This is a genomic window from Beijerinckiaceae bacterium, assembly GCA_004564215.1.
In the GTDB taxonomy this organism is placed as follows: Bacteria; Pseudomonadota; Alphaproteobacteria; order Rhizobiales; family Beijerinckiaceae; genus Methylocapsa.
This window is the reverse complement of the sequence record CP024846.1, coordinates 499338-511831: the sequence shown is the minus strand read 5'-3', so window position 1 is coordinate 511831 and position 12494 is coordinate 499338. Positions and strand designations below refer to the sequence as shown.

At 60.3% G+C, this 12494-nt stretch carries 10 protein-coding genes; 6 read left to right on the top strand and 4 right to left on the bottom strand.

The genetic code is table 11. The features are described 5' to 3' along the window. The first annotated feature begins 39 nt into the window (after positions 1–39). Positions 40–1713, top strand: coding sequence for a Cna protein B-type domain containing protein (locus tag CU048_02405; protein QBR72597.1), 1674 nt, complete (start codon positions 40–42; stop codon positions 1711–1713). A 1-nt stretch (position 1714) separates the two neighbouring features. Here the strand turns inward: CU048_02405 and trpE are convergent, their stop codons facing one another. Together trpE and CU048_02395 are read right to left on the bottom strand one after the other, a co-directional pair. Next, positions 1715–3232 carry an anthranilate synthase component I gene (gene trpE / locus CU048_02400; protein QBR72596.1) on the bottom strand — a complete coding sequence of 506 codons (1518 nt, stop codon included), beginning with the start codon at positions 3230–3232 and terminating at the stop codon, positions 1715–1717. A 10-nt stretch (positions 3233–3242) separates the two neighbouring features. Then, on the bottom strand, positions 3243–5159 hold the full coding sequence (locus tag CU048_02395) for a peptidylprolyl isomerase (protein QBR70317.1): 1917 nt from the start codon (positions 5157–5159) through the stop codon (positions 3243–3245). 122 nt (positions 5160–5281) lie between these two features. On the opposite strand from CU048_02395, the gene CU048_02390 reads away from it, so the two are divergent. The 3 genes from CU048_02390 to CU048_02380 all read left to right on the top strand — a co-directional run bounded on the left by CU048_02390 (position 5282) and on the right by CU048_02380 (position 8498). After that, the gene (locus CU048_02390) at positions 5282–6049 is read left to right on the top strand and encodes a triose-phosphate isomerase (GenBank protein ID QBR70316.1); all 768 of its coding nucleotides are present in this window, start codon (positions 5282–5284) and stop codon (positions 6047–6049) included. A gap of 238 nt (positions 6050–6287) precedes the next feature. After that, positions 6288–6788, top strand: a complete 501-nt coding sequence (locus tag CU048_02385) for a preprotein translocase subunit SecG (protein ID QBR70315.1) — start codon at positions 6288–6290, stop codon at positions 6786–6788. 81 nt (positions 6789–6869) lie between these two features. Then, positions 6870–8498, top strand: coding sequence for a CTP synthetase (locus CU048_02380; protein ID QBR70314.1), 1629 nt, complete (start codon positions 6870–6872; stop codon positions 8496–8498). Positions 8499–8508: 10 nt separating this feature from the next. On the opposite strand, the gene CU048_02375 is transcribed toward CU048_02380, so the two are convergent. Further along, the gene (locus CU048_02375) at positions 8509–8970 is read right to left on the bottom strand and encodes an NADPH-dependent 7-cyano-7-deazaguanine reductase QueF (protein QBR70313.1); all 462 of its coding nucleotides are present in this window, start codon (positions 8968–8970) and stop codon (positions 8509–8511) included. A 206-nt stretch (positions 8971–9176) separates the two neighbouring features. Here CU048_02375 and CU048_02370 point away from each other — a divergent pair, with 206 nt between their 5' ends. Further along, complete coding sequence (locus CU048_02370) at positions 9177–10175, top strand: dehydrogenase (GenBank protein ID QBR70312.1); 999 nt, start codon at positions 9177–9179, stop codon at positions 10173–10175. Here CU048_02370 and CU048_02365 read toward each other — a convergent pair. Then, positions 10147–10869: a lytic transglycosylase gene (locus CU048_02365; GenBank protein ID QBR72595.1), complete on the bottom strand. Its 723-nt coding sequence runs from the start codon at positions 10867–10869 to the stop codon at positions 10147–10149. The two genes, CU048_02370 and CU048_02365, sit on opposite strands and share 29 nt — an antisense overlap. A 337-nt stretch (positions 10870–11206) precedes the next feature. On the opposite strand from CU048_02365, the gene CU048_02360 reads away from it, so the two are divergent. After that, entirely contained in the window at positions 11207–12490 is a 1284-nt protein-coding gene (locus CU048_02360; GenBank protein QBR70311.1) for a phosphopyruvate hydratase, read from the top strand. Positions 12491–12494 lie beyond the last annotated feature (4 nt).

Here is a 12494-nt window from a genome sequence, read left to right as displayed (position 1 = left end):
AAGGTGAGCAAAAACCCCTATCCCTCGCGCCGCGACCTGATGACAGCCACCGCGGCGCTCGCGGTCATCGCTCCGGCGCGTGGGTTGCTGGCAAAAGAGCCAGCCACGCCGGCGCCCTCTCGCGAGGCCCTCAAGGAGACCGTTAAGGGCATCGTATTTGAGACAAGGACCGGTGGACCGCGCCAGGTTGACGAAAGGGGGCTCGCCGGGGTCCTCGTCTCGAATGGCCGCGATGTCGTTCGGACAGGCCCGGACGGACACTACAGCCTGCCGATCGAAGACGGCATGGCGGTTTTCGTCGTCAAACCCACCGGCTATGCCGTCCCGCTCGATGCGGAGACCCGGCTGCCGCGTTTCTCATATATCCACCAGCCGCTCGGCAGCCCCGCAGATCTCGATCTGCTTTTCCCCGGCCTGCCGCCGACGGGGCCGCTGCCGGCATCGGTCGACTTCGGCCTGATCAAGACCGATGAGCCAAAGCGCTTCGAGGTCGTGCTCTTCGCCGACCCGCAGCCGGAGAGCCACGCCGAAATCGATTTCATCCGCGACGACGTCGTCAACGGGTTGATCGGCGTCGAGGCCGCCTTCGGGATGACAGCGGGAGACATTATGTTCGACGATCTTTCGCTTTATGGCCGGTACAACCGGATCATCGGGCAGATTGGGCTTCCTTGGTGGAATATCGGCGGCAATCATGATCTGAACTTCGAGGCTGCGGATTCCCGCTATAGCCGCGAGACCTTTAAGCGTGTGTTCGGCGCCAATTATTATGCGTTCGAATATGGCGACGTGCTGTTCCTGATGCTGGATAATGTCGATTATCTCGGCGCCGATCCGGCCAAGCCGCACCGCGGCGGCAAATACAGGGGCTTTTTTGGCGAACGCCAGCGTGCCTTCATCGCCAATGTGCTGAAAGAGACGCTGGAGACGCGGCTCATAGTAGCGGTCATGCACATTCCCCTGCGCAACTATCTCGCTCCGGATGATCCCGCCTATAATGTCGCGGACAGGGCTGAATTTCTGGCGCTCCTCGGTGGCCGCAAGACGGTGAGTTTCGCCGGGCACACCCATACGACCGAACATCATTATTTCGGCCAGGAGGAAGGCTTTAGGGGGCCCGCGCCGCATCATCATCACGTCTTGACCGCGGTGTCGGGCTCCTGGTGGAGCGGACCGTTCGACCGTCGCGGCATCGCATCGGCGGACAGCCGCGATGGAACCCCGCATGGATTCCATATTCTCTCGTTAGATGGCGGAAGCTACGTCACCCGCTTTGTGCCGGCCAGCGAACCGAACGCGCGGCAAATGCGGATCAGCCTCGGTGCGGAATATCATTTCGGGCCCGATCTCTTTCGCGATTATCGAATGGGACAATTGCAGGGCGCTCAGCTCAGCAAAGACCAGCTTTTCGCCGCGTCTCTCATTGTCAATGTGTTCGATGGCGGCCCAAAGACCAAGGTGGAATATCGGATCGGCGGCCAAAGCGCCGTTCAGATGAAGCGGCAGACGCGGCCCGATCCTTTTGTCGAAGAAGTCTATGGACGCAATGCGGCAACCATCAAGTCTTGGGTCAAGGCCGAACCCTCGTCCCACATCTGGGTCGAACGCCTGCCCGCCACGCTCGGGGCCGGCACGCATACGATCGAGGTGCACGTCGTCGATGAATACGGCCGCGACCGCCATGACCGGCTGGTTCTTGAGGTCACGGGGTAGACTATTGCGCGCGCTTCGATCTTGCCGCGAAACGCACGGCTTCCTCGGCCGCGCGGAACAGAGCCTGTGCCTTGTTGATGCATTCGCGCTGTTCAGAGGCCGGATCGGAATCATAGACGATCCCCGCGCCGGCCTGAACATGCATGACGCCGTCCTTGACGATCGAAGTCCGCAAAACAATGCAGGTATCCATCTCGCCCGCGGCGCCAAAATAGCCGATACAGCCGCCGTAAATTCCCCGCTTATCCGTTTCCAGCTCGTCGATAATTTCCATCGCCCGCACTTTCGGCGCGCCGGAGACGGTGCCGGCAGGAAAGCCCGCACAAAGCGCGTCGATCGCGTCGTGCTTGGGTGAAAGCCGACCCTGGACGTTGGAGACGATATGCATGACATGGCTGTAGCGCTCGATGGCGAACTGCTCGGTCACTTCGACGGATCCCATCTCGGCGACGCGCCCGACATCGTTGCGGCCGAGATCGAGCAGCATCAAATGCTCGGCGCATTCCTTCTCATCCGCCAGAAGATCGGCCGCCAAACGTTCGTCCTCGGCCTTGGTCTTGCCGCGCCAGCGGGTGCCCGCAATGGGCCGGATCGTGACCTTTTGCTCGCGCAGGCGAACGAGAATTTCAGGGCTCGAACAGACGATCTGAAACGAACCGAAATCGAGATAGCAAAGAAACGGCGCCGGATTGATCCGTCGCAAGGCACGATAGAGCGCGAACGCCGGCAACGCGAAAGGAGCCGAAAATCTTTGGGAGAGAACGACCTGAAAAATGTCGCCGGCGCGAATATAATCCTTGGCGCGCTCCACCATTTCAGAAAACCGCGCCTCGGATGTGTTCGAGTGAGGTCCGCCGGTTTCGATATGCGGATCGGCCTCGAAGGCGCCCAGCGCGAGCGGCCCTTCGAGCGTCGCGACGGCCGCTTCAAGGCGTTCGATGGCGCGATCATAAGCGGCACGAAACGCAAGGTTCGGGGCGGGACGCAAAGGCGTGACCACGAAAATCTCGTCCTTCACCGCATCGAAAACGACCATCAAAGTGGGGCGCAGCATGATTGCGTCGGGGACCCCGATGGGATCGGCCTTTGGCTCATCGAGGCGCTCCATCTGGCGCACCATGTCATAGCCGAGATAGCCGAAAACCCCTGCGGCCATGGGGGGAAGATCTTCGGCCACCGCGATTTGAGATTCGGCGATCAGTTCGCGGAGCGACGTCAGCGGAGGCGCCGCGCAGGGCACGAAATCATCCGGGTCGGCGAGCGCGCGACGGTTGATCTCCGCCTGTGCTCCGCGGACCCGCCACAAAATATCCGGATCGAGTCCGATCATCGAATAGCGGCCGCGCGCGGCACCGCCTTCCACCGATTCGAGCAGAAAGATGCGCCCCCGCCGGCCGGCCGACAATTTCAAAAAAGCCGACACCGGCGTTTCGAGATCGCCGATCAGGCGGGTGCTGACGAGGCAGGCTTGCCCGGCCTCGTAGCTTCGCGCGCAGGCGTCGAAAGACGGTTCGAACATCGGCTCGCGTTCAATAAGCGTCGGCGGAGCCGCCGCCTGTCGCGGCCGCAAATGATTTCATGTTGAGCTTGACGCCGATATCGCTTTCGAGCTTTGCGAGATATTGAACAACGACGTCCTCGGTGAATCCACTTTTGACGTCGCCCGCAATGTTGATGAGTTCGGGCGACTTCGGATCGAAGGCCGGCACGTTGGAGTCAACGACCCGGAACAGAATCCGGCCGCCCTCTTCGCTGCGCACCGAGCCCGCGCGATGCAGGCCGACATTGAAGATCTGGGTCGCAACGTTAAGAGGAAGCGCGCTTGATCCGTTGCGCCGCACGTCGTTGGCGTGTTTGACCGGAAGATTGCCTTCGGCCGCGGCAATCGCCTCGATCGGCTGACCGGCATTCAGTTTGTTGGTAAGCTCGGTCGATTTCGCGGCTAAGACTTTTGCCGCCTCGTCTTCCCGCCAGGACTTCTCGACCGCGGCCTTTGCTTCCTCGAAGGATTTGGTATGGGCCTTTGTGATCTTTGTGATTTCAAACCACTGATACCCGCCTTCAGGCGCTTTCAATGTGTCGTTGTCGACCCCGACGTCGGAGGCAAAGGCTGCCTTCAATAGGACCGGCGCATTGACCAGATCCTTGACCGGTACGCCTTCGGGGTCATTCCCCGCCGGGTCGATCGCATCGATCACCCGGGGTTCGAGCCCGACGCCTTTCGCCGCCTCCGTCAACGACTTGCCGGAGGTGCGTTCATCCTCGATGGTATCATGAAGACGGGCGAGATCATCGCGGGCACGCTGAACGGCGATTTCGCGTTTGAGCTCCCCCGCAACCTCGGCAAAGGGCTTGACGGTGGACGGACTAACTTTGGTGACACGAAGAAGAACAGTGCCGAATTGCGCTTTCACCGGCGCGCTGACCTGTCCTTCCGGGAGGGCGAAAACAGCATCGGCGACGCCCTTGTCGATAAGCCCGCTGCGCGTCACGGTTCCAAGACTGGCGTCCTTCTTGGTCAGGTTCTTTTCCTGCAGCAGATCGTCGAAGGTCTTCCCCGAGTCGAGTTTGGCGCGGGCGTCCTTGGCTGCCGATTCGCTGGGGTAAAGAATCTGTTCGACCGTCCGCTTTTCCGGAGCTCCGAACCGCTCGTTCTTGACTTCTTCGTAGCGCTTTCGCGCATCGGCCTCAGACACGCTGTCGGGCTTGGCGATCGAACTGGGCGTCAGCGACAGAGTGACGATGCCCCGATATTCCGGCGTCGTGAAAAGCGCCTTGGTTTCCTCAAAATATTTATTCAGTTCTTCGTTCGAAGGGGCCGGCAAGGCTCCGGCGTTCGCGTCGGGCAACAGGATATAGTCGACGGTGCGGGTTTCCGTCTGATAGCGATGAATCGCCTCCAGCAAAGCCGTCGGCAATTGCAGGCCGCTGGTTACGGCATCCAATATGCCGCGGCGCAGATAGATGCCGCGCTGCTGGCGGACATAAATCTTCTCGTTCATGCCTTCGTCGCGCAAGAAAGCGTCGAACATCTGGCGATCGAACTGTCCATTCATGCCCTTGAAATTGTCGTCGTTCAAAATATTCCGTTTGATGTCTTCATCGCTGATGGCCAGCCCCAGCCGGCGCGCCTGATCATCGAGAGCCGCATCGCCGACAAGCCGGGACAGCACCTGCCGGTCGAGTCCATAGCGGCGTGCCTCGTCATTGGTGACGTTGCGGCGCTGCTGTCGCTGCAAACGCTGCAATTCGGTCTGATAGGCGTTGCGGAAGGTATCGGCGCCAATCTCGATTCCACCCACCTGGGCAAGATTGTTCGCGCCGAAGCCACGGAAAATGTCGCCGATCCCCCAGATCGCAAAACTGAGAATGATCAGGCTCATCAGGATTCCCATGATGAGGCGGCCGACCCAGCCTTGCGCGGAAGCACGCATTGATTCGAGCATGTCGAGAAAGTCTCTTTGATGTTTCGGACAGAGTTGGCTTTTACAATTTGGGCCGGGACTATAAGAACATGGGGCAGCGCATGCAACGCGGCATCAATCCCAAATAGACGGAAACCCCTCGCATGACCCATGGACCACGCCCTCTCGTCGCGGGGAACTGGAAAATGAACGGTTTGCGCAAGAGCCTTGGGGAGATCGCGGAAATTTGTGCCGCCGTCGCTGCCGGCGGAGCAGGCAAGGCGGAAATCTTGGTTTGCCCTCCAGCCACGCTGCTGATTGAGGCCGCTGCCCTTTGCACAGGCTCTCAGGTCAAGCTTGGGGGGCAGGACTGTCACGCCGAGCCAAGCGGAGCGTTTACCGGCGACATCTCGGCCGAAATGCTGAAGGATGCCGGGGCGACTTATGTGATTGTCGGGCATTCGGAGCGGCGCGCCGGCCATCATGAGAGCAATGAGATCGTTCGGTGCAAGGCGAGGGCGGCGCTCCGCGCCGGGCTCACGGCAATCATATGCGTCGGCGAAACAAGAGCCGAGCGCGAAGCGGGCGAAGCCTTCCCGATCGTCGCGAGGCAATTGGCGGGCTCGATTCCGGAAAATCCGGTGCCGGGAAGCGTCGTCATCGCCTATGAACCGGTCTGGGCCATCGGCACGGGTCTAACGCCAACGCCCCAAGACGTTGCTGCCATGCATGGTTTCATTCGGGGCGGCCTGGACGAACACCTACCGGGGCAGGGTGCTTCGGTCCGCATTCTCTATGGAGGATCGGTCAAGCCGGCAAATGCCGCGGAGCTTTTGGCCATCGATCAGGTCGATGGGGCGCTCGTCGGCGGCGCCAGCCTCCAATGTACAGATTTTATGGCAATTGCCGGATTCTATCAGGATTGCGGCTAAATCCCCCTGCTGCGCCGCCGCCGGGTCGGTTGGCACTAGCCAGCGGTAGGTCGCTCGGTATAAGAGCTTCTTCGAAGTTCAGGCCTGTCGCGGGCAGGTCGTCCAGTTTTGGGGCCGCCGAAAGGGCCTGCCCCCGCGAGAAAAGCCAAAATAGCCAGGACTTGCCAGACGGCGCAAATTTGGAAACAAGGTGCGCGGGTCCGGAAACTGGCCTGACGAAGAGACGAAAGCTTAATTCATGCAATCGGTGCTGATCGTTATTCATCTTATGGTCGTTGTCGCGCTTGTCGTGACCGTGCTCTTGCAACGCTCCGAGGGGGGCGCGCTGGGCGTCGGCGGCGGCGGCGGGTTCATGACCGGGCGCGGCCAGGCCAATGTCTTGACCCGATTGACCGCCATTTTGGGCGCGCTGTTCTTTGCGACCAGCCTCGGCTTGACCGTGCTGGCGCGTCTGAACCAGGGCCCTGAGACGATCCTGCAATCCGTGAAACCCGTTGCACCGACTGGGGACGCGGCCAAGCCGGATGAGGGCAAGGGTAATTTGCTTGATCAATTGAGGCGGCTGGAAGAGCAAAAAACCTCAGGGACCGGCATTCCGGGTCTGACTTTGCCGCCAGGAGGCCCGCTTGCGCCGATGGTCCCGGCTCCGGAATCGGCTGTGCCGCAGGCCCCGTCACAGTCGGCCCCCGCCGCGCCAGGCCCGGTCAAACCTCAGCCAGGAACGCCCAGCTCGAAGTGACCAAACTCTTTGGTGCACAAACGGCCGCGCAACGAAATTAAACTCCCCAAGGGGGCTAAAACAGGATAAGTCCCAAAGCCCATGGCGCGGTATATTTTCATCACCGGCGGCGTGGTGTCATCACTTGGCAAGGGGCTTGCGGCAGCCGCCCTTGGAGCTTTGCTCCAGGCGCGGGGCTATTCCGTGCGCCTGCGCAAGCTCGATCCCTATCTAAACGTCGATCCAGGGACCATGAGTCCCTATCAGCATGGCGAGGTCTTCGTTACCGAAGACGGGGCGGAAACCGATCTCGACCTCGGTCATTATGAGCGCTTCACCGGGCGCCCCGCGCTACGGGAAGACAATGTCACGACCGGCCGAATCTATCAGGATATTATCGCCAAGGAACGGCGCGGCGATTACCTCGGCGCGACCGTCCAGGTAATTCCCCATGTGACCAATGCGATCAAAACATTCGTTCTGAACGGCAACGAAGGCGTGGATTTCGTCCTGGTCGAAATCGGTGGCACGGTCGGCGATATTGAGGGCCTGCCATTCTTTGAGGCGATCCGTCAGCTCGGAAATGAATTGCCGCGCAGCCACGCCATCTATATTCATCTTACGCTTTTGCCGTATATTCCGAGCGCCGGCGAACTTAAGACCAAGCCCACTCAGCATTCCGTCAAGGAATTGCGCTCGATCGGCATTCAACCGCAAATTTTGCTCTGCAGGACCGATCGCGAAATCCCGCGGGAAGAGCGCCGCAAGATCGGGCTTTTTTGCAATGTGCCCGAAAGCGCGGTGATCGAAGCGCGCGACGTCACCTCGATCTATGAAGTGCCGCACGCCTATCACGCCGCCGGTCTCGATCGGGAAGTTTTGGCTGCGTTCGGAATCGAACCCGCACCCAAGCCCGATATGAGCCGCTGGACGGCGGTGATGGAGCGGGTTTCGAATCCGGAAGGCGAGGTCACGATTGCCATCGTTGGCAAATATACGGGCCTCAAGGATGCCTATAAATCGCTGACCGAAGCACTGAGCCATGGCGGCATCGCCAATCGCGTCAAGGTCAACCTGGATTGGATCGAATCGGAAATCTTCGAGAACAGCGATCCGGCGCCCTTCCTCGAACACGTCCAGGGCATTCTCGTACCGGGCGGTTTTGGCCAGCGCGGGGCGGAAGGGAAAATTCTCGCCGCGCGCTTCGCCCGCGAACGCAAAGTCCCCTATTTTGGGATTTGCTTCGGCATGCAAATGGCGGTGATCGAGGCTGTACGGTCCCTGGGGGGAATCCCCGAAGCCAATTCCACCGAATTCGGGCCGGCCAAGGAACCGGTGGTCGGCCTCATGACCGAGTGGATGCGCGGCAATGAGCTGCAAATCCGCGCAGCCGAGGCGGATCTTGGCGGAACCATGCGGCTCGGGGCTTATCGAGCGGAGCTGATGCCGGGATCGAAGATCGCCGCCATCTACGGCAAGACCAGCATCTCGGAGCGTCACCGGCACCGCTTTGAGGTCAATACCGCCTACCGGAAATTGCTCGCCGAAAAAGGGCTTATCTTTGCCGGCATGTCCCCGGACGGGCTGCTGCCGGAAACCATAGAATTAATGGATCATCCCTGGTTCATCGGAGTTCAATTTCACCCGGAACTCAAGTCGCGGCCGTTTGACCCGCATCCGCTTTTTGCGAGCTTTGTTGCCGCTGCGGTGGAGCAATCGCGGCTGGTTTAACCCTTAAACTTTAGCGGCGGCCTTGGTAGGGCGAAATCCCCTGATCCGGAAGCCAGGTGCCTGGAGGCAGCTCTCCCACGGCCCAGAACACGTCGATGGGTATGCCGCCGCGCGGGTACCAGTACCCCCCGATCCGAAACCAAACCGGCTCGAGACAGGCGACGAGATCCTTCCCGATCCGCAAAGTGCAATCCTCGTGAAAAGCACCGTGGTTGCGAAACGACGTCAGATAGAGTTTTAGGGATTTGGATTCGAGGAGCCACGCGCCAGGAAGATAGTCGATCACAAGATTGGCGAAATCCGGCTGGCCGGTCACCGGGCACAACGATGTAAACTCCGGCGCCGTGAAGCGGGCGATGTAATTGGTGCCCCGGTGGGGGTTTGGCACGCGATCGAGCGTTGCCTCGTCGGGCGTTTGCGGCGCGGCAACATTTTGGCCGAGGAGACTTGTTCCGGTGTGGGTTTTGGCCATGGGCTTGGGATTTCCGGCAGCTATACGGGCCTCCCGAACGATCGATCGGCGAATTTTGTATTATTGCCGAAGCCGAACCCCCGTTCCATCGCAAATAAACTGCCAAACGTCGAAACATCTGTGCAACTAACGTCATCGGTTGAAGTTATCTTGGGTTACGGTTCAAGGAGAAACCCCTTTTCGAACCGTTCAGCTGGACGTCTCTCATGAAAATTCTCGTTGCGGGGGGCAGCGGAGTCGTTGGCCGTCGTCTCGTGCCCCTCCTGGTCGGAAAAGGGCACAAGGTGGCTGCCTTGACACGCTCGGCCGCGAAAGCCGGGTCCGTGCATAGCCTCGGTGCCGAGCCCGTGATTGCCGATGCGCTCGAACCCTCCCATGTGATGAGAGCCATTCAGCGGTTCCAGCCGGACGTGATCATCCACCAGCTGACCGCGATTTCCCACCATCTCGACCTTAGCCGCTATGACCAAGAATTCGCCGAGACCAATCGCCTGCGAACCGAAGGGACGGACAATTTGCTGGCGGGAGCGCGGGCTGCAGGGGTACGCCGCTTCATTGCTCAGAGCTTCGCGGGCTGGCCTTACGCGCGCGAGGGCGCCCCGGTCAAGAAGGAGGGGGATCGCTTCGATCCAAGTCCACCCCCGGCCTTCCGCCGCACGCTCGATGCCCTCCGCTATCTCGAAGCCAAGGTTATGGGTGAAAAATCCATGGAGGGCGTGATCCTACGCTATGGCGCTTTTTACGGGCCAGGCACAGCTTTCGGGAAGGATGGCGCTCTGATCGAGGATATTCGCCAGCGCCGAGTTCCGATCATCGGGGGCGGCGAGGGCATTTGGTCTTTCATTCATATCGACGATGTCGCGCGCATCACCCTCGCGGCGGTGGAACAAGGAGCCCCTGGGATCTACAACATTGTCGATGACGATCCCGCCCCCGTTTCCGAGTGGCTGCCGGCCTTGGCGGCCATTCTCGGCGCGCCGCCGCCACGGCATGTTCCCACCTGGATGGCGCGTCTCTTGATTGGCGATGCCTTCATTTTGATGACGGAAGCGCGCGGCGCCTCCAATGCCAAGGCGAAAAAAACCTTCGGCGAGCCTCTTCTCTGGCCGAGCTGGCGCGAAGGATTTAAGAACGAGTTCGCCGATTCCCAGCCGGCCCGGGATTGCCAAAAACCGACTATCGCGATGCCATCCGCCGCCATTTAGCTTCGATCTGCGCGGTCAACGCCTTGACCCGCGCCTCATGCGCCGCCCAAAACGCCCGGCTTGTCGCCGCCGTTCTGATCCTTGGCCCGCGTTTAACCTTTGGGATTATTGGGACTATCGGATCGTAGACGAAGGGAACGCTGGCCCCTGCCGCGAAGGGCGAGCCAATAGCTGCCAAATGCGCTCGCGCCCGGCCGCAATAGCTCGCGGACAGGGCCGACATGGTTTCCTCGCCATGACCGGCGCGGTATTTCATGAGAGCCCGGCAAAGATCGCCGTTTGCCAGTCGCCACGCCTGCCCGAGATAGGTCACTCCATAATGGATGTTGACATCGGGCCGTGCGAGTTCGGTCAAATCCCCTTTAAACCCAAGCATAGCCGCGGTTTCCGGCCGCACTTGCATCAATCCGATTTCACCGACCGCGCCCGTCGCCGCAGGGTCGTAGCCGCTTTCGATTGCCGCGACGGAATCCGCGATGTCCGCGGGCAAGCCGTTTTTATCGGCTTCTTTTTGGATGAGCAGGCGATAGGCCTTGCGCGTCGGTGCGAGGTCGGAGCGGCCGAGCGGCGTCGCGGCGGCGCCCGGCACGGTTTCAGAGAGCGGGTGCGCGGCAGGCAGGGCGGGGATGGACTGAGGGACGCGCTCATCGGGCCTTGGAACCGGCAGGGGCGGGTTTTCCAGCACGGCAGCCATCGCTGCCGCAGCTGGTAGACTCAACGCGAACGCCAAGCAGCTCCAGCAAAGCTTCCGTGCGAGGATGACGACGGAACATAAGGCAAACCGGTTAAATGCCACTTTTCCTCCTCCCGGCGAACCAACGATGCTAGCCCGATAAAGTTTAAGGGTCTCTGACAGCGTTAGGTTTGCATGTTCACGTGTTTTAACGCAGCCGACAAGTTTCGTCGAAAAATGCTGAAGACCGAGGCTTTTTTTCTGCAGCGCTTCGGCGTAAAAGCCCGCATGACTTCGAGTGCGAGGCCTGTTCCAGAGCTTCGCGATTTCGGCTTTCCAAAATCCCACAGGAGCTTCCATGACCGCCATCGTCGACATCGCCGCACGCGAAATCATGGATAGCCGCGGCAATCCCACCATCGAGGTCGATGTCACCCTGGAGGATGGTTCAACGGGGCGCGCCGCCGTGCCCTCGGGCGCCTCGACAGGTGCGCATGAAGCGGTCGAATTGCGCGACGGCGACAAGACACGCTTTTCCGGCAAAGGAGTCCTGAAAGCAATCGAAAGCGTCAACCGCGATATTTTCGACGCTTTGAGCGGGTTCGATGCGGAAGAGCAAGGCAGAATCGACGCGACGATGATTGCGCTCGATGGCACGCCCAACAAGGCCAAGCTTGGGGCCAATGCAATTTTGGGCGTTTCCCTTGCGGTTGCCAAGGCCGCCGCCGATGTCGCAGGCCTGCCGCTCTACCGCTATATCGGGGGAGTCCAGGCGCATGTGCTGCCGGTCCCGATGATGAATATCATCAACGGCGGCGTTCACGCTGACAATCCGATCGATTTTCAGGAATTCATGATTATTCCGGTCGGCGCCCCGTCCTTGAAGGAAGCGGTGCGCTGGGGTTCAGAGGTTTTCCATGTCCTGAAAAGCGCCCTGAAAAAAGCCGGCCACAACACCAATGTCGGCGATGAAGGCGGTTTCGCTCCCAATCTTCCTTCTGCCGAGGCGGCGCTTGATTTTTGCCGCAAGGCGATTGCGGACGCCGGGTTCAAGCCCGGCGAAGATATCGGTCTTGGCCTCGACTGCGCCGCGACCGAATTTTTCCGGGACAACAATTATGTCTATGAGGGCGAGGGAAAGACTCGCTCGCCGCAGCAGCAGGCGGAATATTTAGCGAAGCTTCTCGCCGGCTATCCCATCCTCTCGATCGAGGATGCGATGTCGGAGGACGATTGGCAAGGCTGGAAGATCCTGACCGATCTCATCGGAAAAAAATGCCAGCTGGTCGGCGACGATCTTTTCGTCACCAATGTCGAACGCCTCTCGCGCGGGATCAAGGATGGCATCGCCAATTCGATCCTGATCAAGGTCAATCAGATTGGCACGCTGACGGAAACGCTCGCCGCCGTCGATATGGCCCAGCGGGCGGGCTACACGGCCGTGATGTCGCATCGCTCGGGCGAGACGGAGGATTCAACCATCGCCGATCTCGCGGTCGCGACGAATTGCGGCCAGATCAAAACCGGCTCGCTTGCCCGCTCGGACCGGCTCGCAAAATATAATCAGTTGATCAGGATCGAGGAGGAACTCGGCTCGCAAGCGCATTATGCGGGACGCGGGGCCTTCAAGGCGGTGGTCTAAGAAG

Excerpts from the sequence above, each read along its gene's own strand:
- CU048_02405 (QBR72597.1), top strand. The coding sequence starts at position 40 with ATGACAGCCACCGCGGCGCTCGCGGTCATCGCTCCGGCGCGTGGGTTG.
- trpE (QBR72596.1), bottom strand. The coding sequence starts at position 3,232 with ATGTTCGAACCGTCTTTCGACGCCTGCGCGCGAAGCTACGAGGCCGGG.
- CU048_02395 (QBR70317.1), bottom strand. The coding sequence starts at position 5,159 with ATGCTCGAATCAATGCGTGCTTCCGCGCAAGGCTGGGTCGGCCGCCTC.
- CU048_02390 (QBR70316.1), top strand. The coding sequence starts at position 5,282 with ATGACCCATGGACCACGCCCTCTCGTCGCGGGGAACTGGAAAATGAAC.
- CU048_02385 (QBR70315.1), top strand. The coding sequence starts at position 6,288 with ATGCAATCGGTGCTGATCGTTATTCATCTTATGGTCGTTGTCGCGCTT.
- CU048_02380 (QBR70314.1), top strand. The coding sequence starts at position 6,870 with ATGGCGCGGTATATTTTCATCACCGGCGGCGTGGTGTCATCACTTGGC.
- CU048_02375 (QBR70313.1), bottom strand. The coding sequence starts at position 8,970 with ATGGCCAAAACCCACACCGGAACAAGTCTCCTCGGCCAAAATGTTGCC.
- CU048_02370 (QBR70312.1), top strand. The coding sequence starts at position 9,177 with ATGAAAATTCTCGTTGCGGGGGGCAGCGGAGTCGTTGGCCGTCGTCTC.
- CU048_02365 (QBR72595.1), bottom strand. The coding sequence starts at position 10,869 with ATGGCTGCCGTGCTGGAAAACCCGCCCCTGCCGGTTCCAAGGCCCGAT.
- CU048_02360 (QBR70311.1), top strand. The coding sequence starts at position 11,207 with ATGACCGCCATCGTCGACATCGCCGCACGCGAAATCATGGATAGCCGC.